Consider the following 26,352-nt stretch of genomic DNA (forward strand, 5'->3'; position numbering starts at 1 on the left):
TTTTTGACGATATTGTTACAGATTAAAAAAGGGGTTTGTTATGGACGTTTTTAGCAATATAAAAAACGTAGCACAAAAAACGCAGAATTTAGATAATATTACAAATCAGAACAGTACGAAACACGTGCAGGTTGAAAAGGTAAATAAATTATCTAACGAACAGCATGATATTATAGAATCGCAGGATAAAAACAAATTAAAAAAAGAATTGCAAAAGCTTACAGAGGAGCTGAATAAGGCGTTAAACCCTCTTAATACGACGCTTAAGTTTCATTTTAACGATAAAATTGACGAACTGACTGTAAAAGTTGTGGATACTAAAAATGATAAAGTTATAAGAGAATATCCTCCAAAAGAAGCGTTGGAATTAATGGAAAAAATGAGGGAAGTAGTAGGATTGCTATTTGATAAGAAAGGATAAGCGATGGCAGATTTAGGTATTTTAAGTTCATTAGGAGCCGGAAGTAACGGCGTATTAAGTTACGACGTTATTGATAAATTAAAAAAAGCCGATGAGGATATGATGGTAAAACCTCTTGAAGATAAACTTGATTTGTTAAAGAAAAAAGAGAGCGCTTTATCACAGTTTATTACAATAGGGTCTACCGTTAAAACGGATATTTTGGATTTAGCGGACGGCACCCTGTTTGCAAAGGTAAATACTACTGTAAACGGAAGCAGCGTAAGCGTAACCGCTAATGACGGGGTTGAGCCTCAGAGTTTTGATATTAATGTTTCTCAGCTTGCGCAAAACGACGTATATCAGTCTAAAGGTTATGCGTCAACTGATTCTCTAATAAACGGCTCAGGAACTTCACAGGATATTACTATCGGTACAGGAGGTACACAGACAACAATATCAATACCTGCCGGTGCAACGCTTCAAGACCTCAAAGATGCTATTAATAATGCAAATGCTGGAGTTACCGCTTCTATTATCGATACAGGTATAGGAGACGATCCTTATAAACTTGTTTTAAAAGCTAATGAAACCGGTAAAGATAATTATATTGAGTTTAATTATTCCGGAATTGACGATTTGGGATTAAACGCCACTAATTATACTTCTGCTACATATTCTTCGGATACCGATTTGGTTAACAACAGCGGAAGCGATCAGACGTTCAATATTGATGTAAACGGAACAACTTATTCAATGAACGTAGCTGACGGGACAACCGTAAGCGATTTTATAAATGCTCTAAACAGCGGAGATTTAAAAGATAGTGAAGGAAATTCTTTAAAAGTAAACGCATCATATAACTCAGATACGGGTGCTATAAATTTCGGTCTTCAGGCAATAGGCGATATCAGTATTACCGATACGGGACTTACTACAAACTTTAACGACAATACTGATTTTACAAATTCAAACAGACTGCAAACCGCGCAGGATTCTGTGTTTACGTATAACGGTGTACAGGTTGAAAGATCTTCAAACACAGTGGATGATTTGATTACGGGTGTTACGATTAATCTTGAAAGCGAAGGAGATTCTACCGTTGATATTACATCAAACGTAGACGATATGACTAAGGCTATTCAAAAATTTGTTGCTGATTACAATCAGATGATTTCAAATCTTCAGAGTCTTACAGCGTATGATAAAGATACCGGAAATGTGGGTCTTTTCCAAGGTGACAGTGATTTTACAATGCTTGAAAACAGATTTAGCAACGATATTTTCGGTGTTGTAATGTCTAATCAAACGACTGCCACAGATTTAAACGGAAATCAGTATACCACTACATCAGTTTTTACGGCTGCGGATGTAGGGTTCAGTATGGATAAAACCGGAATGATAAGTTTTGATGCAGATAAATTTAAAGAAGCATATAATAAAGACCCTGATCTTACAAACAGACTTTTTGGAGATATGTTTACGAGATTAAAAACCGATTTTGATACTAATATCACTGGAGATAAATCGAATCTTAACCTTCTTGATCAGGAAATTAAAGGGGAAGAAGATAGATATCATGACAGAATTGATGCTATGAATAAATATCTTGAAACTAAATATAATATTATGGCCAAACAGTTTGCTGCATATGATGAAATGATTAATAAACTAAATGTTCAGAGTCAAACTTTACAGCAGACAATAGAACAGGCAATAGCGGCTAAAAAATAAAGGATGGTAAATGACATATAATAAAGCTCTTAATAGTTATAATCAAATGAACGTAAATATAGACAGACCTGAAAAATTAATACTTATGCTTTATGAAGGAGCTTTAAGATTTGCTAATTTTGCAAAAAAAGCCATAGATGAAGGAAATATTGAAGATAAAGTAAAATATATTATTAAAACTTCAAATATTTTTATCGAGCTTATCAACTCTCTTGATTTTGAAAAAGGCGGAGATATTGCTTATTATTTAAACGGATTATACGGATATCAGCTAGAACTTTTGGCAAAAGCCAATCTGGAAAACGACACTAAATATTTAGACGACGTTATAAGGGTTTTAAAAGGGCTGATTGAAGCTTGGAAAGAAGAGACGGGTATCAGTTGAAATGAAAAGTTATTTAAATGAACTGAAAGTAGCCGTAATTAATCAGGACTTAAAACTTTTAGAAAAGATTATACAAAACGATCCTGAATTTGAGAGTATAGAAGAAGCAATGGAAATACAGGCATATATAAAAGAAGCCGTTAAACTTTTACAAAAAGAAAAAGACAGGCTGTCTTTGGAAATGCAGAAAATACAGAATTTAAAAAAATTTAACAATCAGCAAAAAGAAAACGAAACGTTTGATTTTAAAGCTTAAAAGGCTTAAAGCCTTTTAAAAAATAGAATATCTGAAGTGGACGAATCCTAAAATACTCTGAATGTCTCTTACTACATGTTCCATAATTTTCGCTTCTTTTGTTCCGCTTAACAGTCTTGTAAGAAGATAACCGTTCATAAGAGATATTTTTACTACGCCTTTACTGTTTTCATATACGGCTATGCTGAGAGGCATTTTTACCGCCATAAACTTAGTATCGTCGTCGCTCAGCATTTTGCCTGCGTATTTAGCGTTACAGAATTTGATAATGGCTACTTTACCGACATCCGGACCGCCGTATTTTTTAATTTCTTCTTCCTGGTTAATAACGGTAACAACATGCCATCCGGGCTGTTTTGATATTCTTTGGGTAATAAGGTTGACCGTTTTTTCAAAAGAATACGGGCTTACAACCTGCTTGAAAAGCATAGTTTGAGCCGAAAATTTAATTAACAGCGGAACTATGAACAACGCGGCTACAGCTCCTATTATTAATCCTCCAATAAAACTTCTTTTATTCATTTTATTCCTCCTCAGGTATACAGATTTTTTGATTTATTATTGCAATATATGTTTTGTATGTTACATGCGCTACGAGTAGGGCTGTTATTATAAGAAGCAGCAGCCCTCCGTAATATGTAAGATTGTTATTGTAAGCCGAATTCATTAATATTGTGGCTATTGTAATAGCTGCCATAGGGAATGTGTATGCCCACCATGAAATGAAAAATTTAAGTTTGATAAAACTTTTAATCATTGTAAGCAGTAGTACGAAAATAAACAGCGCAATAAAATATAAAAACAGGCTGTCAGTATCTACCAGACCGAAAGTTATTCTAAAATAACTTATAAAACCTACCGCCGGAGGCGCAATAAGTATAAAAAACGTAGGAACAAGTCTCTGTCCTATAGGATGGTGGAAAATCATTCTGTAAATTACTATGGTAAAGAGCACAAGCCAGAAAAATATTCCTATCGCGTAAAAGAAAATGTTTACCATTTCCGGCTGGGCGTCAACTCCTACAACAGGTATCAGCACGTTACCTACGATCGGTATGAACCATGCAGGGTTGATTTGTCCCACTTCGAATTTGTGTTCTATCCAGAATTTCATTACTTTATAAGTAAAAAAGAGATGTAAAGGCGCACCGATATACCAAAATACTATGGATACGGTAGGAGCATAGTCGTAATATGCTATGGAAATAAGCAGAAAGCTTATGGATATTGCCGCGGCAAAAGAGCTTTTAATAGGATGGTTGAACTCTTTTGCAACCGCTTCCGGATATTTGATCCATTTAATGATGTAAGTGAAAAATACTACAAAAAACAGTATTGTGTCAATTACAAGCAGAGCTTCGTATATTGGATGAAAAGCGTCTATTTTTAGAAAATGCCAGGCTTTTGCAAATGCAATTGTAAGTCCGGAAAGACCCATAATTACCGCAAACAGCTGTACAGGAAAATATTTTAGGCTTCTTTGCATTTTAAACCTCCGATTGAATTTCGCGCAAGTATATTCCTATAATATTAATTTATTATTAATATAAGATAAAATTATATTTAGGAGAGGGTTAATTTCTTATTTTGAAAAAACTGCTGCCGCTGCCTGTAAAGAAGCCTTTGTCCATATATTTATATAAATCAGGATATAAATTTAGGGCAGGCTTTAGAAGGTCGTTTAATTCGGAAGGAGTGTGATTGTTTAAAAGTTCGGCTGAATCTTTTTTATCAAAATCGGTATTTGAAGGGTTGAAGAATCTTTCTTTATACGTTTTGTATACATCAGGCGTAGAACATTCTATAGGAGGAGTAAATACTTCAATATCAAGAAGATTTTCGTCATATTTTTCTACTACATCTCCTCTTCCGTATACGTTTGCACTGTCATAGTCATAAATAAAAAACGCCACGTCGCTGCCTATTTTATTACCTATTTTTACAAGTTCCTCTTTTGAGAGATTAAGACCCGATTCTTTGTTTACCAGTCTTAAAAAAGCCGCTGCGTCGCTGCTTCCCCCTCCAAGTCCGGCCATTTCAGGAATGTTTTTATGTATTCTTATCTCTTTTCCTATAAACCAGGGTTTAATATCCGGATACTCCTGTGTAAGTTCTACATAAGCTTTAAATACGCTGTTTTCCCTAAGGGCGCAGTTTATGTCTCCTACGATATTAAATTTTTCGGCTTCAACTATTTCTATTTCGTCATATAAATTTGCAACTTTCATAAATCTTGATTTAATAAGATGGTAAAAGCCGTCATGACCGACTATTTTTAAAAATATATTTACTTTTGCATGCGCTTTTATTTTCACTGTTATCCTTTAAAAATATCGGAAATATTTTTTAATGTGTCTATATCGACTTCCTGTACTGCTTTTTTGTTTTCGGCGGTAATCTGCTCAATAAGCTCTGCTCTTAAAATAGGCACGTCTTTTGGCGCTTCTATACCAATTTTTACCTGATTTTTGTCGATTGATATTATCGTTATTTCAATATCGTCGCCTATTTTGATTTTTTCGTTTATCTTCCTTGATATTACTAGCATAGTTCAATCCTGTTCAAAATATAAGATACTTTATCTGATTCTATTTCTATAATAGCAAAAAATTTATCAAATTTTACATAATATTTGCCGTTTTTTTTAATTTTAAAATCATTTATGTTTAATTTTCTTCCGAGTATTAAATTTTCAATATCGTTTTCATAACTGTTTTCTTCCAGATCAAGATATTCGATAGGATTTAAAGGTTTTTCGCATTCATAATGAAATTTTCCTTCGTTTAACCTTTCAAGATATGTCAAAGCTCCGTTTACGCCCAGTTTTTTTGCAATGTCAAAACCCAGGCTTCTTATGTAGGTTCCTTCGCTTACGCTGGCTTTAAACGTAATAAAAGGATGGGAATAATTAATAAGTTCTATGTCAAATATCTCTATATCAACTTTTTTTTCCAAATATACGTTTTGAGATATATTGTTCTCAATTCTCAATTCTCCATTCTCAATTAAATTGTAAGCTCTTTGTCCGTTTATTCTTTTGGCACTGTATTTAGGGGGCAGCTGTTTTTGAATTCCTTTAAATGAATTTAACGTTTCGATGATTTTTTCTTTTTCAAAAGGTTCGATATTTTCAATTTTTTCAATTTTTTCTATGTCTAAACTTTGAGAGTAAGCTCCAAGCATTAATGTAGCCAGATAAGTTTTCGGTGTTTTTTTTAAAAATCTGAAAAGTTTTGTGTACTGTCCGCTGGCTATAATAAGACATCCGCATGCAAAAGGATCGAGTGTTCCCGAAAATCCCATTTTTTTAATACCGTATTTTCTTTTTAGCCGGTTTAAAAATTTATTTGAACTTACGAACATCGGTTTGTTTGCTACAAACATAATATTGCGTTGTGAAGTGGACAAGTTGTTATGTTGTGAAGCGGAAGAGATATTTTTATGTTGATTATGCATATCTTTTCCTGTTTAATATAAGCGAATTAATCATTTTTTCAATTTCATTCAATAGATTTTCAATTTTAATATATTCACCATTAAAATTGAGCATTTTAGCTATTTCAATTTGTGTCTGAAGTTCATAAGTGGAACCTAAAGCAATTTGTAAGAACTGGATAAATTCTTTTTTGGTACCTCTTCCTCTGCCTTCTGCTATATTACTAGGAATAGATACTGCACTTCTTTTAATTTGAGATGTCAATCCGTAAATTTCTGTCTGTGGAAAATTTTTGCAAAGATTATAAATCTCTTTGACTAATTGCATAGATTTTTGCCAAACTATTAAATTTTTATATGTTGCCATTATATTCCTTTTCTCCTACTCCACTTATTCACTTCACAACTTATCCACTTATCTACTTATCTACTTATCTACTTATCTACTTATTTCACGCTTTTTCTACAAAATCGCTTAGTATTTCTCTTATATTGTGTCCGAAATCTATTTTAAGTTTTGTTTTGTTTCCGGCTTTGTTTATACCAAGAATTCTGCCGGTTCCGAATACTTTGTGTTTAACAAGCCCTCCTACTTTGAATGCTCCTCCGCTTGGAGCTTCTTTTAGATTTACCCTCTCGCCTTTAATAAGGCCGGCTTCCGTTAAAAAGCGGCTTTTCGAAACCCTGCTTCTCTGGCCTCTGATATATCTGCTCTGCACATAAGAAAGGGTGAGTTCTTTTTTGGCTCTTGTAATCGCCACATATGCAAGACGCCTTTCTTCTTCTATATCCGCTTCGTTTAAAGGGAAAAAGCCTTCTTCCATTCCTATTACAAAAAGATGTTCAAATTCAAGGCCTTTGCTTGCATGTATTGTCATAACGTTTATCATTTCATCTGTTATTTTGTCCTGATCGCTTTCAAGGGAGAGCTCATTTAGAAATTCTCTGAGGTTTAAATCTTTTCTTTCATGCATCATACCGTAAAACTCTTCAACGTTTCTTCTTTTGTCTTCGTCTTTGTAGCTTGTGCTGAGTTCCAGGGTTTTTTCAATGGCTTCAGGAAGCTCTTCTATTGACAGGGAGCTTAAAAACTGGATTGTTTTTTCAAAATCTTTTAATGTTTTTGCGGCTTTTTTGCTTAAAAATGAAAGATCGTTTTCTTTAATAAATTCAAGAAACGATTTTTCCCCTTTTGCTTCTTCGAGTTTTAATATGGTGGTTTTTCCTATTCCTCTTTTAGGTTTGTTAACTATTCTTTTAAACGAATAATCATCGTTTGGATTGACAAACACTCTCAAATAGCTTATTAAATCCTTAATTTCTTCTCTTTCGTAAAATCTCATGCCGCCTACGAGTTTATAGGTAATACCGTATGTTCTGAGTCCGTCTTCTATGGAACGTGAGAGGGCGTTTATTCTGTAAAGGATAGCTATGTCTTTTGGATTTACGCCTCTATTTATAAGGTTTTTAATCCGTTTTGCTATTGCTTCTGATTCGGCCATTTCATTATAATTTGACAGCAGTTCGATGGCTCTGCCGTCACCGATGGCCGATTTGAGTTTTTTGTCGTATCTTTGTTTATTGAAACTGATAAGGGAATTCGCCGCGTTTAAGATCTGATTTGTTGATCTGTAATTTGTTTCCAGTTTTATTACTTTTGCGTCAAAATCTTTTTCGAAATTCAGAATGTTTTTGTGGTTTGCGCCTCTGAATCCGTAAATTGATTGGTCGTCGTCTCCGACAACGCATATGTTGTTGTGTGTTCTGCAGAGTTTTTTTAATAAAAGAAGCTGTATTTCGTTGGTATCCTGATATTCGTCAACCATAATATATTTGTATTTATCCGAAATTTCTCTGCACAGATCGTCGTTTTCATTTAATATGGTGTATGTTAAAAGAAGAAGGTCGTCAAAGTCGACTAAATTGTTTTCAAGCAGATATTTTTGGTATTTGTCGTAAATATGGGCGAGTTTTTTATAAGTCGTGTCTTTTGCAAGGGAATAAACTTCATCGGCATTTAAAAAAGAGTTTTTATATTTACTTATCTCTTTGCTTACAAACGAAAGAGGAAGATCTGTGGAGATAGATTTTAGTATCTTTTTTTGATCGTCACTGTCTATTATTACGAATGTGTTTTTTCTTCCGATTAAATGTATGTAAAGCTTTAAAAACATAAGTCCGAATTTATGAAAAGTGCTTAAAAGAGGAGGGTGCACCGCTCCGCCTTGTATCATTCTAAGCGCACGTTCTCGCATTTCGCTTGCCGCTTTATTTGTAAATGTTAGAGTAAGGGTGTTTGCAGGGTCGATACCGAGACTTAAAAGATAGGCAAGTCTTGTCGTAATAGTCTTTGTTTTCCCGCTTCCGGCTCCGGCTAATATTAATAAGGCTCCGTCTATATGTGTGGCCGCTTCTTTCTGTTCGTCGTTAAGTTCGTTTAAAAAGTCCATTTTCCCGCTTTTTTATATTAATTATACCAAAAGAATATTTTTTTAAAAAGCAAAAATTAATAATTGTTTAACGGAAAATTTATTTTGAAACATATTCCTTTTTAAGTGGAAATATTCTTTTTTTTCTTTTTTAACTATTGTATTTGCATAATTATAATTTTTAGTTATAATTCTCATTAATAAAATTGAAGAGGAGAATTATGGTAATTAAATACCTTGATAAAATTTATACTTTTTTAGTTATAAACAGAGAAAGCAGTTTTCCCAAAGCGAGTAAGGCGCTTGGTATTTCACAGCCGGCGGTAACCCAGCAGATAAGAATACTTGAAGATTTTCTAGGCGTAAGTCTTTTCGAACGTAAAAAAAACGGTGTTATTCTTACCAAAGAAGGCCAGACGTTTTTAATATATGCCAAAGAGTTTGAAAAATTTTTGAGTGGATTCGAAAAAAAGCTTGAAGAATTCAGAAATGCTGATACGCCGTTTTTAATAGGCGCTTCTCCTACCGTGGGTAATTACAATCTGCCGGAATGCATTAAGTATTTTAAAAGTCTGATAAACAGAGAAATAAATCTTGTAATCAAGAATAATGACGCTTTGTTTGAAGATGTTGAAAAAAAAGCCGTGGATATGGCGTTTGTAACCAAAAAGAAAGACAACGGACTTGAATACGTGGAATGGATAGACGACGAACTTGTGGTTTTTTCGAATAAACCTCTGCCGCCTAGTATTGAGCTTTCGGATTTGAAAAATTATAAAATGATATGCCGGGAGCCTAACTCTTCTACCAGGGATTTTATAAAAAATGTTTTTGAAGAGCATGAGTTTGAATGCGATACACTGAATGTCATCAGTGTAGTGCACAATTCTACCGCTTTGAAATATACCGTTATGAGTTCAAGTGAGCAGGTTGTTTCTATAATTTCCAAAATGGTTATTAAAGACGAGTTGAGAGATAAAAAACTGTTTATGGCAAAAATTAAAGGTATGAATTTAAAAAGAAAAACGTATATCGTTTACAAAGAAAAAACAAAAGATATTGAAGCTATATTAAACTTCGTAAAAAATTAGTCTTTTATAAATTTTTTGTTTCGCGGATTGGCCGCAAAAGGATTTTTTGGTTTTTCTTCTTTCGGCAAAGTCGCAGCGGCATTTACAAAAAGAGGCACTTCATCCTGCGTAATCTGTATAATGTTTGAAATAGGCACAGTTACTACGCTTCCTATGTTTTCTTCTCCAAACCCGGCTTCAAATACGAAATTATCATCAGAAATATGTGCACTTTGCAATGTATAGTTTGCAATAGCAAATATGATTACGTCAGTGAACTGTTCTGTTATGTTTTTAGGAAGTTCCGGATCGAATTTTATCGCAGGAGTATGAGCCAGAACGGAAAAGGACTCGTCCCTTTCCAAAAGTATCATTAAAATATCTTTTGCGTGCTGTTCTTTTATTTCTCTAAAATAGGGTAGGTTCACTATCATTTTTATCCTTTAATACTTTAAATTCATTTAGTATTTTTCTAACGGCTCCCATACCTTTTCTCCAGAAGTTCTCGTCTTCTATGTCTAGTCCGAAAATTTCAAGCTGTTTTTTAGGCGGCACGCTGCCTCCCTGTGATAAAAACTCAATATATTTTTCTTCGAAATTTTCAAAGCCGTTTTTATAAAGGTTATAGAGCGTAAGTACCAGAAGCTGTGCGTATGAGTATGAATAACAGTAAAACGGAGAGTGTATAAAATGAGGAATATAACTCCACCATATTTCATAATTCTGAGTAAGAATTACGCTTTGACCGAACATTTTTTGATTTTCTTCCATCCATATTTTATTATAGTCCTGAGGTTTAAGTTCGTCTTCGCTGTGGACTCTTCTTTCAAAATTTGTAAATACAATCTGTCTGAAAAGAGTAGCAAAAATATCTTCCAGTTTTCCTGCATATATTTCTAAAAGTTCATCTTTAGGAAGAGATTTTTTAAGCTCTTCAAAAAGAAGCATTTCCGCAAAAATACTGGCGGTTTCTGCAGTTGTCAGAGGCGTGTCCTGATTAAGATATCCTACGTCTTTTGCCAGATACTGATGTATTGCGTGGCCCAGTTCGTGTGCAAGGGTAAATATATCTCTTCTTTGGTTTGTATAATTCAAAAGTACGTAAGGATGCACTTTCGGTGTTGCTGAATGAGAAAAAGCCCCTCCTCTTTTCCCTTCTTTAGGGTATACGTCGATCCATTTTTCCTCAAACGCTTTTTTTGCAATTTCGTAAAATGTATGTGAAAAGTTTTTAAATGCGTTTAGCACCGTCTGTTTTGCTTCTTCAAACGGGATTTCAGGTGTTTTGTCGGTAAGTTTTATAGGGGCGTATCTGTCGTAGTCATATAGGTTTTCATATCCTAAAAGCTCTTTTTTTATATTGTAGTATTCTTCCACCAGTACCGTGTTTTCATTTACGGTACTGATAAGCGCGTCGACGCTTTTTTTGGTTACTTTATTGCTTAAATGTCTCGGTTCTTCTACGTTGTCGTAGCCTCTGATTTCACAAAAATCTATTTTCCAGTCTTTTTTAACCTGGTTGTAAATATATGCAAAAAGTTCCTGATGAGGTTTAAGTCCGAGTGTAAGAGAGATTTGCGCTTTTTTTCTTTCGTTTCTGTCAGGGGAATATAGTCTGCTTAATACTTCTTCTTCGCTTAATTTCTCACCATTAAAGAAAAATTTGAGTCTGCTTATATGTTCGTCAAACAGTCTGCTGAATGCGCTGCCGCTTGTAAGGTCTTTTTTCATAAGAATTTTTTCTTCTTTTTCGCTCAGTTTATAAGGAGCTTCTTCCTGGAGATGTAGAAGATAATATTTGTAAATACTCGCATTGTCGATGAATTTCTGCTGTTTGTCTATAGGAAGATATATAAATTCTAGTTCGAACCAAATCAAATGCTCTTCGGCTTTGTTCGCAATTTCCTGAAATTTTGCAAGAAACTGTCCTTTGCTTGTGTCTGTAGCAAATTCTAAATATATATAAGTCAGCGCTCTTCCGATATTTTCCAGAATATCTTCATATTCTTTTAAACAGTCCAGAAATTCGTCCGGAGTTAACGTATAAAGTCTGTTTTTATAATTTTTTTCGAAATCGATAGCTCTGAATTCCGCTTCTTTTAAAAAAGCTTCCGCTTCGTTTACCGAACCGAAAAGAGGTGTTAAATCCCAGTTCATCAGTTTCCTTTTTTTGTTTAATTTTAACACAAATCAGCCGGTTTTAATACAGTTTATGTCAATTTCCATAAATCCTATTATCGCATTTAGCATGGCGAATTTATGATATTTTTTAATCTCTTCAGGGCGAATGTCTTTTAAAAGCAAAAAGCCTTTTTGAAGCAGTTCTTCCCTTTTTGTCCCTTTAAGCAGAGGAGTTTTGGGAGTGTACCATTTACCGCCGTCGAAAAATGCTAGATTAGAAATGGTTGTGTCGGTAACAAGCCCGTTTTTAACAATAATTATTTCATCATAACGTTCGTCTTTTAAGGCGTTTAGTTTTGTTCTGTCCGCATATTTGTAGGAATATTCGATGTCCGATTCTATTAATTTGAATGTATTAAATTCTCTTTTTTGCAAATCAAAATATTCTATTTTTTCGATGTTTTTAGAATAAGTAACCCTTACTCTTTTGTTTTTTCGTATTTCTATGAAGTCTTTTAAATTCAGAGGAGTGGCTTTAAAAAAATCATATCTTGTTTTATTCATTCTTTTATTGTGAAACTCAATATTTTCTATTTTTTCTGTTATAAGTACTGTTTCGATAAACCTCATTTTTTCTCCATTGATTAAAATTTATACAATATTTTTTGATTTTAATATTTTAACTTGGTTATAATTATTTCAAATTTTTAAAAGGAGAGCAAATGAGCGCAAAAAAATTCTTACAAGAATGTAGAGAAAAAGAGATCGAATTTATTGATTTTAGATTTACTGATATTAAAGGTGTATGGCATCACGTAACTTACGACATTGATGCTATTGATGAGGAAGTTTTACAAAACGGAATTCCTTTTGACGGAAGTTCAATTCCTGCATGGCAGCCTATTAACGAATCTGACATGATTTTAAAACCTGATTTGGAAATAGGAACTCACTTCGTAGATCCTTTCACAGCTGATCCTACAATGGTAGTATTCTGCGACGTACACAATACTGACGGGACTCCTTATGAAAAATGTCCTAGAAGTATCGCTAAAAAAGCGCTTAAATATATGGAAGAGCAAAATATCGGAGACGTTGCTTACTTCGGACCTGAAAATGAATTTTTCGTATTTGACAATATTGTAATCAGAGATGAAGTGAACTCTCAGTGTTATGAAGTAGATTCAAGCGAAGGTGTTTGGAATGATTACGCTGAGTGGGGTGATGAACTGAACATCGGTCACAGACCTAGAACTAAAGGCGGATATTTCCCTGTACCACCGACTGATTCTATGATGGATTTAAGAGCTGAAATGGTTAAAGTTCTTAAAGAAGTAGGTCTTGAAACATTCGTTGTTCACCACGAAGTTGCACAGGCTCAAGGTGAAATCGGTGTTAAATTCGGAACTCTTGTAGAAGCGGCCGACAACGTTCAAAAACTAAAATATGTAGTTAAAATGGTGGCTCACCTAAACGGCAAAACTGCTACATTTATGCCAAAACCTCTATACGGAGACAACGGAAACGGTATGCATACTCACCAGTCAATCTGGAAAGACGGTAAAAACTTATTCTATCAAGAAGGCGCTTACGCTAACTTAAGCGATGTAGCTAAAAAATATATTGCAGGTGTATTTGCTCACGCTGACGCTGTAGCTGCATTTACAAACGCATCAATGAACTCATATAAAAGACTTCAGCCAGGATTTGAAGCTCCGAATATTTTAGCTTACAGTGCCAAAAACAGAAGTGCTAGCTGTAGAATTCCTTTTGGTGCGGGTGAAAAATCTGTAAGAACAGAGTTCAGATTCCCTGATTCAACTGCTAACCCTTATTTAGCGTTTACTGTAATGCTTCTTGCCGGACTTGACGGAATCAAAAACAATCTTGAAATTTATGAAGCGGCAAGAGAACCTCTAAATGAAGATCTTTTCGAGCTTACTCTTGATGAAATTAAAGAAAGAGGAATCAGAACTCTTCCTGCAACTTTAAGAGAAGCTATTTACGCTGTTGAAGACGAACTAAAAGATCCTAACAGCTTCTTAAAACCTGTTATGACAGACGATTTTATTAAAACATATATCGATTATAAATATGAAACTGAAATTATCCCAGTAGAAGGAAGACCGCATCCGTATGAATTCATCACTTCATACTCTTGCTAATTCCCTTCTCTTTTTTCTTTTATTTTTCTTCAATTAAATTTATATTAAAATTAATAGTAAATTAATGTTTAGTTAGTAAAATTGATTTTCATATATAAGTTTTGTTTAATTTTGAAAAAGGGGAAGGATGAAAGTTATATACTTTCTAAAAAACTGCCAGTCAATAAATAGTTATGAAAATCTTAATTCTTGAACACAGTCTTATTTACAAGAAACTCTTAAAACAATATTTGGAAAAGCATCTTTTATTTGCCGAATGTAAATGTGTGAATACGTTTGCCGAACTGAAAGAATTAAAAGAAGATTTTGATTTATATCTTGTAGATACGGTTTTACCGGATGCTCAGGGAGAACAGATTGAATATCTGGTTAAAAAGAAAAAAGATATAATCGTTTTAACTCAGTGTGAAGATAATTTTTTACAGCAGCCATATATTGAATATATTATTGATTATATAATTAAAGATGACTATCATACAATAGATTATCTTGTTAAATTCGTAAAAAGTTTATACAAAAACAGAAAAAGAAACGTGCTGATTATTAATGATAATAAAAAAGACAGAACTTTTCAGAAGAAAATATTAAAAAAAATAAAGCTTAATATAACCGAAGCTTCAAGTGTAGAAGAAGCAGTTTCAAAAATGGAAAATAAAAAATTCGACACTATAATCACCAAGCTTAATCTTCCTGCACTTAACGGAGAGGATTTAATTAAAAAAGTCAGGGAAAAAAATGATATAAACGATCTTCCGATTATTGTAATTTCTGAAAACAAAGATGAAAAACATTTAATCAAATGTTTAAAAATCGGAGCAAATGATTATATAAAAAAACCTTTTACAAGAGAAGAGTTGAAAATCAGGGTAAATAATATTTTTGATATTTACGATAATTTCAGGAGTATTTTAGAGTCTTCTCAGATTGACAAACTGACACAGGTTTATAACAGAAACTATCTTGAAACCAGTTTTGAAAACCTTTTTAATTCGTTTAAAACAAAATGTATAGTTATGCTTGATATTGACCATTTTAAACAGATAAATGATACATACGGACATTTAATAGGCGACGAAATTTTAAAACATTTTGCGGAAATATTAAAAAAGAACGTAAGAAAGAGTGACAAAATAATAAGATACGGGGGAGAGGAATTTTTACTTTTTATGCCTAGTACTTCAAAACAGGAAGCTATAATCATTCTTAACAAAATAAAAAATTCTTTAAAAGCGTATAAAGATATTAATTATACTTTTTCCGCCGGTGTGGCTGATGAAGGTGAAACGTTGGCAGAGATGATAAGAATTGCTGACGAACGGCTATACGCCGCTAAAAAAAGCGGTAGAAATAAAATAGTTTTTAATTAGGAATATATACTTTTTTTATAAGCTCTTCATATTCTTCTTGCATATTGCTGTCTATAGTTATGCCGCCTCCGCTTTTGTAAATATAGCTGTGAGGTGCATGAGGTGTTAAATTGTCAAATTGTGAATGAGTATTGTCGGGATTTTCAATATATCTGATTATTACAGCGCTGTCCAGAAATGTTTTCTCGTCTGTTATTCCGAATATACCTGTATAAAATCCTCTTTCATAATTTTCCGCCTTTTTAATTATTTCTACGGTTTTTTTCTTAGGTGTGCCGGTTATTGATCCTGCCGGAAGCATTTTTTTAAGCATATCCAGCCAGTTGTACTGCCAGTTTTCAGGAAGCGTGGCTTCTATTTCGCTGCTTACCTGCAGCAGTTCTTTTTCTCCGGCTTTAATTTTATCTATAAATCTAAAAGAGTTCACTTTGACTTTTGTTCCTATTATGCCCAGGTCGTTTCTTAAAAGATCTACAACCATAGTGTGTTCTGCCATTTCTTTGATGTTTGATAGTATTTTTTTGTCCGCTTCCGGTATGGAAGCGTCAATAGTGCCTTTCATGGGAAAAGTGTAAATTTTGTTTTTTTCTATGCGTACGAATCTTTCCGGAGAAAAACAGACGAATCTGTCTTTAAAATATAGTTTAAAAGGCGCTTGCGACGATTTGAAAATATCTAGTAAATTACAGTCTGTTTTGATAAGCGTCGGAAATGTCAAATTTAAAAGATACGTGTTTCCGTGTTTTATTTCGTCTATTACATATTCGAAAGCCTTGGAATATCTTTTCAAACTTATAGGAGATTTGTTTTTGATTTTACATTTTTTTTCCGAATGAAAATTATGGTTTTTATAATAAGGAAAAGAAAAAAATACATCCCTAAGGTTTTTAACCTCTTCGATATAAGAATTTCCTTCGAAATCAATTAGAAAAAACTTCAGATCCACTTTTATCTTTTCGTTAAAAGATGTTTTAATATAGCCATTCTTACGGCAACGCCGTTTTTAACCTGTTCTAATACCAGGCATCTTTCGTCATCCATTATATCGTCGTCCAGATCAATGTTTCTGTGTACCGGTCCGGGATGCATTACAAATATATCTTTGTCTCCCAGAAGTTTTTTAGAAACTTTAAAGTTTTGAGCATAATCCTTAAGTGATGAAAAAGTAGGGTTTTTGTGTCTTTCGGTCTGTGTTCTGAGACTGATTAACGCATCTGCGAATTCAACAGCCTCTTTTAAAGAATTGGTTGTCGGAAGATGCGTTTTTGGTAAAAACTGGGGAGGACCTACCAGCAGAACCTTTGCACCGAATCTTGTGAAAAGTTCTATATCGCTGTTTGCCACTCTGCTGTTTCTGATATCTCCTATTATGGCAATTTTTTTACCTTCCAGGCTTTTCCATTTCTGCATAAGAGTAAACAGATCCAAAAGTCCCTGGGTAGGATGCTGGTGAGCTCCGTCACCTGCGTTTATAATAGAGCATTTAACGTATTTTGAAAGGATTTTCGGCACACCTGCCCTGTTATGTCTTACTACGATTGCATCCGGACCCATTGCGTCAAGATTTGCGGCCGTATCAAAAAGGGTTTCGCCTTTGCTTGTGGAACTTCTGGCAACATCAAGGTTGACAACATCGGCTCCAAGTCTTTTGGCGGCTATTTCAAAACTGCTTCTGGTTCTTGTGGAGTTTTCGAAAAAAATGTTAATAATCAGTTTGCCGTTTAAGTCGTCTCTTTTTTTAAAATCAAGGAAATTTTGGGCATATGAGAATATTTGTAATATTTCTTCTTTGCTTAAATCCGCGGTATGGGTTAAATGTTTTGACATTTATTTCCTTTTTTGTATAATTTTACTATATTTCAAAAAAAAGGAGAAAAAATGGGATTCGGAACAATCTTAGCTAGTGCATTTATTACAACATTCGCATTTATTATCTTGGTATATTATTTTATGATGAAAGCGGGAAGCGAAGCTTAATTTTTCAGCTTTAAATATACCCTAAGCGGCGGAGGGTATCCCTCTATCGTTTTACTCAAATCTTCAGTCAGAAAATTGTTCAGACTTTCACCTTCAATCCATTCTGTTTTGCGCTGTTCTTCAAGGTCGGTATATTTTTTGCCTATAAATTCTATATCTTTGAATTTTGCTTTTTCTATCCAGTTGTAAAGAGCTTTTAGGGTAGGTATGAAATAGACGTTTTTCATTTTTTGATATCTTACGGGACAAAGGGCGGTTTCTTCTTCTCCTTCTATTATGAGAGTGTCGAGTATCACTTCCGAGTTTGGATTGAGCCCGGCTTTCAGCTCTTTTAGCATTGTAACCGGGTCAGGTCTGTGATAAAGAACTCCGAGACAGAAGATTGTGTCAAATTTTTTTTCGTAAAAAGGTATATGCTCAACGCCTAAAAGTTTATATTCAATATTACTTTTTATAAACTTGTTGATAAATTCAAACTGAAGGTTAAAAAGCGCACTCGGGTCAAATCCCGTAATACTTTTAGGATTCATTTCAAGCATTCTGAACATATAATATCCGTTGTTGCATCCCACATCTAGAACGTCTTTGTTTTCAAGGTTCAGATACGGTTTTATTATATTCCATTTTATATAACTTCTCCATTCGGTGTCTATAAAAAGATCGTTTATTTTAAAAGGCCCTTTTCTCCAAGGCTTCATCATTTTGGCTATTTCTTCTATTTCATTAAGTTTTTCCTGGTTTTCTTCAATTAATATCTCTATGACATCATCTATCTTTATATTCTTTACTTTTAAGTTTTCATTTTTAAACTTCTCAAGTTTAAGGTGTATAGGTTTGATGTTTTTCCATTCGAACCATTTTTGACGCTCTTTTAAAACTGCGTTTATATCCATTTTTTCCCTTTATAAAATATATCCAGCCTAAACTTCTCCACTTATACCGGCTTTTTTATTTGTATGCTTATTTCAGTTGCAGTCTAAACACACAGGCGGCAGTTCCTGCTTCTTTTTAGTTTTGAAATTATATATATTATTGTTGCATTTTTCATGATATACACCGTAATAATCGTAATATTCATGACATTCCGGATAATATTTTAAAGAAATGCCCTGTTTGTCTACACAAGCGATAAAAAAAAGTGGTATCATAATTAATAAGAAAAATTTTACCAGTTTCATAAAAAGGCCTTTTTTTAAATTATATCATAAAGAAACAATGATACTGTTTCGTTTTAAGGAGCTTAAATGATAGAAATATTTGATATTTTTTACGAAATAGTAAAAATACCTCACTGCAGCGGGAATACTGAAAAACTGAAAGAATTTATAATAAATTGGGCCGAATCCTGCGGCTACAGCTGCGAAACGGATAAAGCAGGCAATATCAGAGCGTATAAAAATCAACCTCTTTTTGCCCTTCAGAGCCATTATGACATGGTATGTGTGGGAGAAGCGCCGAATATTGAAATAATAGAACAGGACGGATGGCTGAAGGCCAAAAACTCAACACTCGGAGCTGATAACGGAATAGGTGTCGCCATAATGCTGTATCTTATGAAAAGATACGACAATCTGGAGCTGTTATTTACAAATGATGAAGAAATAGGTCTTATAGGAGCTTTTAATTTAGACCTAGAGATTAAAAGCGGATTTTTATTAAATCTTGACAGCGAAGATGAAAATATCTATATAGGATGTGCCGGCGGTGTGGATGTAAAAGTAAAATATCCTTTAAATTATGAAAAGTGCAGGGGATACTGTGCAAGAGTGAGTATAAACGCTCTTCCGGGAGGTCACAGCGGAGTAGATATCGATAAAGATATTCCAAATGCAATTGTAGAACTGTTAAAGAAAATAAAAAATATCTGCAGTTTCAAAGGAGGGGAGAGAAGAAACTCCATTCCTGCGAACGCCCAGGCCAAAGTTTGTTTCGTAAGTGAAAAAGGAGATGAAATTAAGATAATTTCCAATGATTATCTGGAATTTTTAAAAAAACTTCCCCACGGCGTGCTTGAATATGATTTTGAGTTCCAGGTGGTGAGTAAATCAGTAAATCTCGCAATTGTCGATGATGAAAATATAATACTCTCCCTTAGGGCAAACTCAAATGAAAAGCTGCATGAGCTTAAAGAATATATTAAACAGAAATGTTATGGAACCGAAATAGAATTTGAAGGCGAATATCCGGCTTGGAAGCCTGAAATAAGCGAGCTTGCAAAAATATTAAAAGAAATTATGAACACAGAATATAAAGTCATACACGCCGGGCTTGAATGTGCGGTGCTTAAAAACAAATTTCCTAATGTTTCAATGGCTTCAATAGGTCCTTTAATAGAAAATCCTCATTCCTTAAATGAAAGGGTTAATATTGAATCCGTTAAAAAAATTGCCGATGCCGTAATTCGACTGATAGAAAGGATGAAAAATGAGTGAAAAACTTTTTTCGGGGGTTTTAAATTTCAAAAAAGAAGATTTCGAGGTGCATAAAGATCTTTTTGAGGAATTAAAAGAAGGTCAAAAACCTCACACATTTTATGTAGGTTGCAGCGACAGCAGGATTGTTCCGAATCTTATAACCAAGACAATGCCGGGGGAAGTGTTTGTTGTCAGAAATATTGCGAATATAGTGCCGCCTCAGGAAATTAACGACGGTACTTACAAATGTACGGCCTCGATACTGGAGTATGCCGTTAAATATTTGGAAGTTGATAATATACTTGTCTGCGGACACAGTAACTGCGGGGGGTTAAAAGCTCTTTTTTATCCTCCTGAAAAATTAGAAGCTTTGCCTAACGTAAAAAAATGGCTTGAAATTATAGATGACGTAAAAGAAGCGGTAATAGATATAGAAGATTCAAAACTCAGAGAATGGGAAGTAGAACAGCTAAATATTATCAAGCAGCTTGATAATTTAATGACGTATCCGTTTGTAAAAGAAAGAGTCGAAAGCGGAAAACTTAATCTTATAGGGTGGTATTACATAATCGAAACGGGTGAAGTGTATAATTACAATAAAGAAAAAAATGAATTCGAGCTTATAAATTAAGGGTTTTTTCTAAAATAGTTACTGATACCCTGAGCAATACCGTATGCTAGTTTTTTCTGATAGGCGGGGCTGAAAAGCCTTTTGGCTTCCAAAGGATTGGTGAGATAACCGGTTTCTATAAGAATGGCCGGCATCTGTGTTCCGACCAGTACCCAAAACGGAGCCGGCCTTACACCTCCGTCTTTTACATATTTGTATCTGCTTCTAAGAGAGCTCAGCATTCCCTGCTGTATATCAATAGCCAGTTTGTTGGAGTCTATCATTCTGTCTCGGTTTAGAAAATTCAGGATAACTCTCTGGTCAAGATAGTTTAACCCTTTTACTTCTTTGTTTTCCAGTCTTGCCACCCTTATCGCCCTTTCGCTTCTGGTAGGGGAAAGGAAGTACGTTTCTATTCCGTGAATGCGTTTAATATGTTTAGGAGCGATATTGCAATGCAGGGAAATAAAAAGATCAGCTTTTTTAAGATTTGCAAAATGTGTTCTTTGTTTCAAAGGTATAAAATAATCACCTTTTCTTGTCAAATATACGGTATATCCTTTCTGCTGGAGATAGTTTTTGAGATATTTGGCTATCTGAAGCACGGCAATTTTTTCCATTCTGCGGCCGACCCCTATACCGCCCGGGTCTTTGCCTCCGTGTCCTGGGTCAATTACGATTATTTTATTATTTTGCCTGTATACTTTCGGTTTTTCAAGCACGCTTTGAATTTTTCTTTTTTTTGCCGTTTTGGAAGTTGTATTGATTGTTAAAATGTGATTGTTTATAGTGTATTTAAATGGAAAACTTTTTTTTGAATAATAAACTATTCTGACGGTTTTTTTATTAAACTGGGCTATTTTTAGCGTTACAGAGCCTGGAAGTCTTTTGAATACCGGCTTTGCGATTATTGCGTTTGGAAGGTCGATAACTTTTTTGTAAAGTTTTGATTTTATCGTAAAGTATTTAATGTTCTTATCGGGAATTCTGATTTTAAGAGGATTATATGAATAAATTTTTACGTATTTTGAAAATTTCGTTTTATTGTTCGGAGTGTTTGATTGAATTTTAGATTTTTTGTTTAGATTCAGTTTGCTTTTAATTTTATTTTTAGAAAGTTTTTGAAGTTTTTTTTCATAATCGCTTATATTGAACTTTAAAAACCTGCCGCAGTCTATGAGCCCTTTTAAGGCTTTAATTTCATCTTGATTGTTGTTGTCGAGTATGGCAGAAATATACTGCTGCTGGTATTTATAATACTCTTTATAGGCGGTGTTTATAGACTGTGTATTGCATGCTCCGAACAGATATGTAAAAAAAAGAATAAAGAAAAATTTTTTCATTATTCTCCGGTAAGCTCTTTCATAAGTTCTTCAACACTTAAAAGCCTGTCCGCTTTATATGCGTAAGCTCCGCTGAAATAAAGTCCTAATTCTTCGTCGCCCTCATAGGCGTCCGCAAGTCTGTCGGCGATACAGTATCCGACTTTTTTCGCTTCTTCGCCTCTGTTACAAGGAAAAACGCAGTTTGAAATACATTTAATTGCAGGACCTTCTTTTTTTTCTACTTTTTCTATAAGTTTTGTTTTGATTCCTCTGGCCGGATATCCGACAGGGGACTTCATAAGTACTATGTCTTCTTTTTTTGCGTTAAGAAGAATCTGTTTAAATTCGTCGCTTGCATCACATTCATGGGTTAGTGCGAATCTTGTTCCAAGCTGGACTCCGTTAGCACCGAGTTTTATGAATTTTATAATATCTTCGTGTGTCCATATCCCTCCGGCGGCAATAACCGGGATGTTTGGATCCCATTTGTCAACTTCTTCTCTTACGTCAGGAACTAAATATTCAAGCTGATTTTCCTCTTTATAACAGTCTTCGTATTTAAATCCCTGGTGTCCTCCGCTAAGCGGCCCTTCAACTATTACGGCGTCAGGAATTCTTCCGTATCTTTTTTCCCATCTTTTAGCAATCAGTTTAAATGCTCTTCCCGTAGAGACGATAGGCACCAATGCAACATCAGGGAAATCTTTTGTATATTCAGGCATGTCCATAGGAAGTCCTGCACCGGTAATAATTACGTCTGCTCCGGCTTCGCATGCGTCTCTTACAACTCTTCCGTAATCGTTGATAGCGTATAATACGTTACATCCTAAAGGTGCATTGCCGCATATTTTTCTTGCGTTTTCAACTATTTTAAAAAGTGCATCTCTGTTATAAAACTCTTTTTCCAAAAGAGGTCTGCCTTCTACCAGTTTTTTTGCATATTTTTTATTTTCATAATATCCGGTTCCGACTGCGCTTATTACTCCAAGACCGCCGTGTTTGCTTACGGTCCCTGCAAGTCTGTCCCAGCTGATTCCAAGGCCCATCCCGCCTTGAATTATAGGGTGTTCTATTGTGTGTTTACCTATTTTTAGAGGCTTCATTATTTAACCTTTACTTTTGCAAATTTTCTTTTTCCGATTTGAAGAATATATTCTTCTCCGCTTTTCAGTTCTATATTCTGATCGCTTATTTTTTCCTGGTTTATTTTAACTGCTCCGCCTTTTATATGGCGTCTCGCTTCGCTTTTTGAGCTTGCGAGTTTGGTATTTACCAATGCGTCTACGATATTTTGGGCATCAAGTTCAAATTCAGGAATATTGTCAGGAATCTTTCCTTGTTTGTGTACTTTGTCAAAATGTTCTTTGGCTTTAACGCCTTCGCCTTTTCCATGAAATTTGTCTACGATTTCAATCGCAAGGGCTTCTTTTGCTATTTTAGGGTTAAGTCCGTTTTTGACTTCTTCTTTCAGTTTATTGATTTCTTCAATTGATTTGTCGCTTAAGAGTTCATACCAATCCCACATAAGTTCGTCGCTTATAGAAAGAACTTTGGCAAATATAGTATTAGGATCTTCCGTAATACCAATATAGTTTCCTAATGATTTACTCATTTTGTTTATACCGTCAAGACCCACTAAAAGAGGCATCATAATAACGCTTTGCTCTTTTCCTACTCCGTATGTTTTTTGAAGCTGTCTTCCCATTAAAAGGTTGAATTTTTGGTCAGTCCCTCCGATTTCGATATCACATTTAAGCGCTACGCTGTCATATCCCTGAAGAAGAGGATATATAAATTCGCTTATTGCTATAGGAGTCTGCGCTTTGTATCTTTTTTCAAAATCGTCACGTTCAAGCATTCTGGCAACCGTATAAGTTGTTGTAAGCTCTACTATTCCCGCCGCGCCAAGAGCATTCAGCCATTCGGAATTGAAAACCACCTCAGTGTTGTCTTTGTCCAGAATTTTAAAAACCTGTTCTTTATATGTTTCCGCATTTTGTGCGACTTCTTCGGGAGTTAACATTTTACGTGTTGCGCTTTTGCCGGTAGGGTCTCCGATCTGAGCGGTAAAATCTCCTATTAAAAATTGGACGGTTGCACCGTATTTTTGGAATGTTTTAAGTTTCTGAAGCAAAACGGTGTGCCCTAAATGCAAGTCAGGAGCCGTAGGGTCAAATCCTGCTTTTATAGTAAATCTTTCACCTGTGTTTAAATATCTGTTTACAAGGTTTTCTATATAATCAAGACCTATTATTTCGTTTGATCCTCTTTGTATTTCAGCCATCGCTTCGTTTAATTTAGGATGTTTGTCCATCTTAATTTCTCCGTTTTTTGTGTTCTGTACTTCATTACCCATTATACGCGTCCTTTGTCGATATAAATTCTATTATGTTGTATTCGTTTGCTATTTTTTGTTTGATATTGTTAAACTCTTTTGAATCAAATTCTATTTCCATTTTACAGTTGTTTGATTCTTTGCCTAAATTGATTGAATGAATAAAAATACCCAGACGGCTTAAAAAACTTATAAATTTAGCAAGCTCGCCTTTTTTATTCTGCAGGGTTACTACGAGAAAATATCTGTTTTGGGTGTTCCTTATCCATTCTACAAAAACGGCTTTGTCTATTTTTTTTTCGGCATTATTACAAAATCTATGATGAATTTCAACTTCTCTTTTTTTAAGAAGCCCCAATATTTTATCTCCGAATTTCGGATGGCAGCAGTAATTGAAGCTGATATCGCTTATCTGTTTGTTTGTGAGTATTCTAATGTTTCCGAATTCATGCTCTTTTATGTTGATGTTTTTAAAATATAAAAGATTTCTTTTTCTCATAGTTTTATAAAGTCTTTTTACAACGTCTTTTAAGAAATTTTTATCTTCTACTATTTTGCTTATGGAATCGCATAAATAGTTTGCTTTAATTAGGGCTCTCAGTTTTATTTCGTTAATGTCGAATATGCCTTTTAAAATGGCAAGGGCTAATTTTTTGTTTATCTCTTTTTCTTTTTGACGGCATAGTTTTTTCTGTTCGTATTTGGCCTTGCTTGTTTTTAAAGATTCTATCCAGCTACATCTCGGAATAACTTCGTTTCCGGTTACTATTCTGACGATGTCTCCGGTTTTAAGCGTAGTAAGAAGGGTGGCTTTTTCTTTATTTATGTATGCGCCTATAGCTTTGTTGCCAATATCGGTATGAATCATATATGCAAAATCGAGAGCAGTCGCTCCGCGCGGAAGTGTAAAAGTTTCGAATTTAGGAGAGTAAACGACTATGTCTTCGCTGAAAAGATCGTTTTTAGCAAGTTCGTAAAAATCTTCAATATCTTCGTCAAATTTCATATCTTCAAGCCATTTTACATTCGGAAGAGCGGTGTTGAGTTTATATTTCCAGTGGGCGGCAATACCGAATTCGGCATTTTTATCCATGTCAAACGTTCTTATCTGTACTTCTATAATCGAGTTTCCGTCGTAAACGGTGGTATGAAGCGTCTGGTATCCGTTTTCTTTCGGAATTGCGATATAGTCTTTAAATCTTGATATTAACGGCCTGAAATTGAGATGTATCACACCCAGAGATTCATAACATTCTATAGGTTCGTTTACAATGATTCTGACTGCGAGAAGATCCAGTATTTCTTCTATGGATATTCCTTTTCTCTGCATTTTCAGAAATATTGAATAATAATGTTTAATTCTGCTTTTAACTTCAAAGTCTTTAAGCCCTTCTTTTAAAAGAAGCTTTTGGATTTTTTGAGTAAATTCGTTGAGTCTGAGTCTGAATTCTTCTTTGTGTTTTTTCAGATAGACGTCTATTTTTTTGTATTCTTCCGGAAGAAGATATTTAAAAGCCAGATCCTCCAGACAGTTTTTAAGCGTAGATATCCCCAGTCTGTGGGCTATCGGCGTATAAACTACAAGCGTTTCTTCCGCTATTCTTTTTTGTTTGTGAGGAGGCAGTGCGTCGAGGGTGAGCATATTGTGCAGTCTGTCGCAGAGTTTGATAACCAGCACCCTTATATCCGCAATCGACGCAAGAAGCATTTTTCTGAACGTCATTGCCGATTTGGTAAGTTTTTCGTTTGATGTTGAAGGAACTAAAGAGCTCTGTCTGATTTCAACTATTTTAGTAAGTCCTTCAACCAGGTTTGCGACGTTTTCACCGAATTTGTCTTTAATATAATATATTGTATAGTTGGTGTCTTCCACCACGTCATGAAGAATTGCTGCGGTGATAACATTTTCGTCGTCGCTGAAATAACTGGTTATCGTTGCAACAAGTATAGGGTGTATTACATAGTCTTCGCCGCTTTTTCTTTTTTGCCCTTGATGTGCCTTTATAGCAAATTCTATGGCTTCATTGATTAAAGGCGTGTTAATTCTTAGAAGCAGAAGCCTGACGGCTTCGTCGGTAGATTTTATATGTTTTATTGTTTCTAACAGATGAAGGAAATCTTCTCTCAAATTTCTTTAACCTTTACAAGCCCTTCGGCTATTTCAAGAGTCGCTATTTCAGTAAGCTGCATGTTCGGTTTTGGAAGTTCAATTAAAGGTTTTGCCCCGTTTATTAATTCGTTTACTCTTTTTGCTATTGCCTGGCTTAACAGATATCTGTCGTAATTTGCTTTTTCGAGCGCTTTTGCGTTGATTTGTTCTATTCTCATG

General features: G+C 34.5%; 28 protein-coding genes. 9 read left to right on the forward strand and 19 right to left on the reverse strand.

Features of this window, described 5'->3' with window-relative positions:
* Positions 1-40: 40 nt before the first annotated feature.
* From C3L23_RS02550 to C3L23_RS02565, 4 genes are read left to right on the forward strand one after another with little or no spacing between them, the layout of a single operon-like run.
* The gene (locus C3L23_RS02550; protein WP_127679594.1) at positions 41-421 is read left to right on the forward strand and encodes a flagellar protein FlaG; all 381 of its coding nucleotides are present in this window, start codon (positions 41-43) and stop codon (positions 419-421) included.
* A gap of 3 nt (positions 422-424) precedes the next feature.
* Entirely contained in the window at positions 425-2,134 is a 1,710-nt protein-coding gene (gene fliD, locus C3L23_RS02555; RefSeq protein ID WP_127679595.1) for a flagellar filament capping protein FliD, read from the forward strand.
* Between the two features lie 10 nt (positions 2,135-2,144).
* Positions 2,145-2,519, forward strand: coding sequence for a flagellar export chaperone FliS (gene fliS, locus C3L23_RS02560; RefSeq protein ID WP_127679596.1), 375 nt, complete (start codon positions 2,145-2,147; stop codon positions 2,517-2,519).
* Between the two features lies 1 nt (position 2,520).
* Positions 2,521-2,775 (forward strand): hypothetical protein, encoded by a 255-nt coding sequence (locus C3L23_RS02565; protein WP_127679597.1) that lies wholly within the window; start codon positions 2,521-2,523, stop codon positions 2,773-2,775.
* Positions 2,776-2,790: 15 nt separating this feature from the next.
* On the opposite strand, the gene C3L23_RS02570 is transcribed toward C3L23_RS02565, so the two are convergent.
* The 7 genes from C3L23_RS02570 to C3L23_RS02600 all read right to left on the reverse strand — a co-directional run bounded on the left by C3L23_RS02570 (position 2,791) and on the right by C3L23_RS02600 (position 8,660).
* Positions 2,791-3,297, reverse strand: coding sequence for a DUF302 domain-containing protein (locus C3L23_RS02570; RefSeq protein ID WP_127679598.1), 507 nt, complete (start codon positions 3,295-3,297; stop codon positions 2,791-2,793).
* Position 3,298: 1 nt separating this feature from the next.
* Entirely contained in the window at positions 3,299-4,261 is a 963-nt protein-coding gene (locus C3L23_RS02575) for an SLAC1 anion channel family protein (protein WP_127679599.1), read from the reverse strand.
* Between the two features lie 88 nt (positions 4,262-4,349).
* Positions 4,350-5,090, reverse strand: a complete 741-nt coding sequence (locus C3L23_RS02580) for a 4-(cytidine 5'-diphospho)-2-C-methyl-D-erythritol kinase (RefSeq protein WP_127679600.1) — start codon at positions 5,088-5,090, stop codon at positions 4,350-4,352.
* Between the two features lie 2 nt (positions 5,091-5,092).
* Positions 5,093-5,323: a carbon storage regulator CsrA gene (gene csrA, locus C3L23_RS02585; RefSeq protein ID WP_127679601.1), complete on the reverse strand. Its 231-nt coding sequence runs from the start codon at positions 5,321-5,323 to the stop codon at positions 5,093-5,095.
* Positions 5,317-6,159, reverse strand: a complete 843-nt coding sequence (gene truB / locus C3L23_RS02590) for a tRNA pseudouridine(55) synthase TruB (protein ID WP_246831088.1) — start codon at positions 6,157-6,159, stop codon at positions 5,317-5,319. The genes csrA and truB overlap by 7 nt, the downstream gene beginning before the upstream one ends.
* A gap of 64 nt (positions 6,160-6,223) precedes the next feature.
* Positions 6,224-6,577, reverse strand: a complete 354-nt coding sequence (locus C3L23_RS02595) for a four helix bundle protein (protein ID WP_127679603.1) — start codon at positions 6,575-6,577, stop codon at positions 6,224-6,226.
* Between the two features lie 85 nt (positions 6,578-6,662).
* Entirely contained in the window at positions 6,663-8,660 is a 1,998-nt protein-coding gene (locus C3L23_RS02600; protein WP_127679604.1) for an ATP-dependent helicase, read from the reverse strand.
* Positions 8,661-8,860: 200 nt separating this feature from the next.
* Here C3L23_RS02600 and C3L23_RS02605 point away from each other — a divergent pair, with 200 nt between their 5' ends.
* On the forward strand, positions 8,861-9,730 hold the full coding sequence (locus C3L23_RS02605) for a LysR family transcriptional regulator (protein ID WP_127679605.1): 870 nt from the start codon (positions 8,861-8,863) through the stop codon (positions 9,728-9,730).
* On the opposite strand, the gene C3L23_RS02610 is transcribed toward C3L23_RS02605, so the two are convergent.
* From C3L23_RS02610 to C3L23_RS02620, 3 genes are read right to left on the reverse strand one after another with little or no spacing between them, the layout of a single operon-like run.
* On the reverse strand, positions 9,727-10,143 hold the full coding sequence (locus C3L23_RS02610) for a hypothetical protein (RefSeq protein WP_127679606.1): 417 nt from the start codon (positions 10,141-10,143) through the stop codon (positions 9,727-9,729). The genes C3L23_RS02605 and C3L23_RS02610 overlap by 4 nt on opposite strands.
* The gene (locus C3L23_RS02615) at positions 10,118-11,866 is read right to left on the reverse strand and encodes a M3 family oligoendopeptidase (RefSeq protein ID WP_127679607.1); all 1,749 of its coding nucleotides are present in this window, start codon (positions 11,864-11,866) and stop codon (positions 10,118-10,120) included. Before C3L23_RS02615 ends, C3L23_RS02610 begins: the two co-directional genes overlap by 26 nt.
* Positions 11,867-11,899: 33 nt before the next feature.
* The gene (locus C3L23_RS02620; RefSeq protein WP_127679608.1) at positions 11,900-12,460 is read right to left on the reverse strand and encodes an aminotransferase class IV; all 561 of its coding nucleotides are present in this window, start codon (positions 12,458-12,460) and stop codon (positions 11,900-11,902) included.
* 92 nt (positions 12,461-12,552) lie between these two features.
* Between C3L23_RS02620 and glnA the strand changes: the two genes are divergently transcribed.
* Both glnA and C3L23_RS02630 read left to right on the forward strand, forming a co-directional pair.
* Positions 12,553-13,995, forward strand: a complete 1,443-nt coding sequence (gene glnA, locus C3L23_RS02625; RefSeq protein ID WP_127679609.1) for a type I glutamate--ammonia ligase — start codon at positions 12,553-12,555, stop codon at positions 13,993-13,995.
* Positions 13,996-14,168: 173 nt separating this feature from the next.
* Positions 14,169-15,362, forward strand: a complete 1,194-nt coding sequence (locus C3L23_RS02630) for a diguanylate cyclase (protein WP_127679610.1) — start codon at positions 14,169-14,171, stop codon at positions 15,360-15,362.
* On the opposite strand, the gene C3L23_RS02635 is transcribed toward C3L23_RS02630, so the two are convergent.
* The 4 genes from C3L23_RS02635 to C3L23_RS02650 all read right to left on the reverse strand — a co-directional run bounded on the left by C3L23_RS02635 (position 15,355) and on the right by C3L23_RS02650 (position 18,517).
* Positions 15,355-16,308, reverse strand: coding sequence for an aminodeoxychorismate synthase component I (locus C3L23_RS02635; protein WP_246831089.1), 954 nt, complete (start codon positions 16,306-16,308; stop codon positions 15,355-15,357). The genes C3L23_RS02630 and C3L23_RS02635 overlap by 8 nt on opposite strands.
* A gap of 2 nt (positions 16,309-16,310) precedes the next feature.
* The gene (locus C3L23_RS02640; RefSeq protein ID WP_127679612.1) at positions 16,311-17,189 is read right to left on the reverse strand and encodes an aspartate carbamoyltransferase catalytic subunit; all 879 of its coding nucleotides are present in this window, start codon (positions 17,187-17,189) and stop codon (positions 16,311-16,313) included.
* Between the two features lie 146 nt (positions 17,190-17,335).
* Positions 17,336-18,232 carry a tRNA 5-methoxyuridine(34)/uridine 5-oxyacetic acid(34) synthase CmoB gene (gene cmoB / locus C3L23_RS02645; protein ID WP_127679613.1) on the reverse strand — a complete coding sequence of 299 codons (897 nt, stop codon included), beginning with the start codon at positions 18,230-18,232 and terminating at the stop codon, positions 17,336-17,338.
* A gap of 72 nt (positions 18,233-18,304) precedes the next feature.
* Entirely contained in the window at positions 18,305-18,517 is a 213-nt protein-coding gene (locus C3L23_RS02650) for a hypothetical protein (protein ID WP_127679614.1), read from the reverse strand.
* Positions 18,518-18,583: 66 nt separating this feature from the next.
* On the opposite strand from C3L23_RS02650, the gene C3L23_RS02655 reads away from it, so the two are divergent.
* Positions 18,584-19,771: a M20/M25/M40 family metallo-hydrolase gene (locus tag C3L23_RS02655; RefSeq protein WP_127679615.1), complete on the forward strand. Its 1,188-nt coding sequence runs from the start codon at positions 18,584-18,586 to the stop codon at positions 19,769-19,771.
* A complete protein-coding gene (locus C3L23_RS02660) occupies positions 19,764-20,384 on the forward strand; it encodes a carbonic anhydrase (protein ID WP_127679616.1) in 621 nt (206 codons plus the stop codon). The genes C3L23_RS02655 and C3L23_RS02660 overlap by 8 nt, the downstream gene beginning before the upstream one ends.
* Here the strand turns inward: C3L23_RS02660 and C3L23_RS02665 are convergent.
* From C3L23_RS02665 to C3L23_RS02685, 5 genes are read right to left on the reverse strand one after another with little or no spacing between them, the layout of a single operon-like run.
* Complete coding sequence (locus tag C3L23_RS02665) at positions 20,381-21,706, reverse strand: N-acetylmuramoyl-L-alanine amidase (RefSeq protein WP_127679617.1); 1,326 nt, start codon at positions 21,704-21,706, stop codon at positions 20,381-20,383. The two genes, C3L23_RS02660 and C3L23_RS02665, sit on opposite strands and share 4 nt — an antisense overlap.
* Positions 21,706-22,791, reverse strand: a complete 1,086-nt coding sequence (locus C3L23_RS02670) for a nitronate monooxygenase (protein ID WP_127679618.1) — start codon at positions 22,789-22,791, stop codon at positions 21,706-21,708. Before C3L23_RS02670 ends, C3L23_RS02665 begins: the two co-directional genes overlap by 1 nt.
* Positions 22,791-24,044: a tyrosine--tRNA ligase gene (gene tyrS / locus C3L23_RS02675; protein WP_210402425.1), complete on the reverse strand. Its 1,254-nt coding sequence runs from the start codon at positions 24,042-24,044 to the stop codon at positions 22,791-22,793. The genes C3L23_RS02670 and tyrS overlap by 1 nt, the downstream gene beginning before the upstream one ends.
* Positions 24,037-26,151 carry a bifunctional (p)ppGpp synthetase/guanosine-3',5'-bis(diphosphate) 3'-pyrophosphohydrolase gene (locus C3L23_RS02680; protein ID WP_127679619.1) on the reverse strand — a complete coding sequence of 705 codons (2,115 nt, stop codon included), beginning with the start codon at positions 26,149-26,151 and terminating at the stop codon, positions 24,037-24,039. Before C3L23_RS02680 ends, tyrS begins: the two co-directional genes overlap by 8 nt.
* Positions 26,148-26,351 carry a DNA-directed RNA polymerase subunit omega gene (locus C3L23_RS02685; RefSeq protein WP_127679620.1) on the reverse strand — a complete coding sequence of 68 codons (204 nt, stop codon included), beginning with the start codon at positions 26,349-26,351 and terminating at the stop codon, positions 26,148-26,150. Before C3L23_RS02685 ends, C3L23_RS02680 begins: the two co-directional genes overlap by 4 nt.
* Position 26,352 lies beyond the last annotated feature (1 nt).

Origin of the sequence: Nautilia sp. PV-1 (assembly GCF_004006315.1) — a bacterium.
In the GTDB taxonomy this organism is placed as follows: domain Bacteria; phylum Campylobacterota; class Campylobacteria; order Campylobacterales; family Nautiliaceae; genus Nautilia; species Nautilia profundicola_A.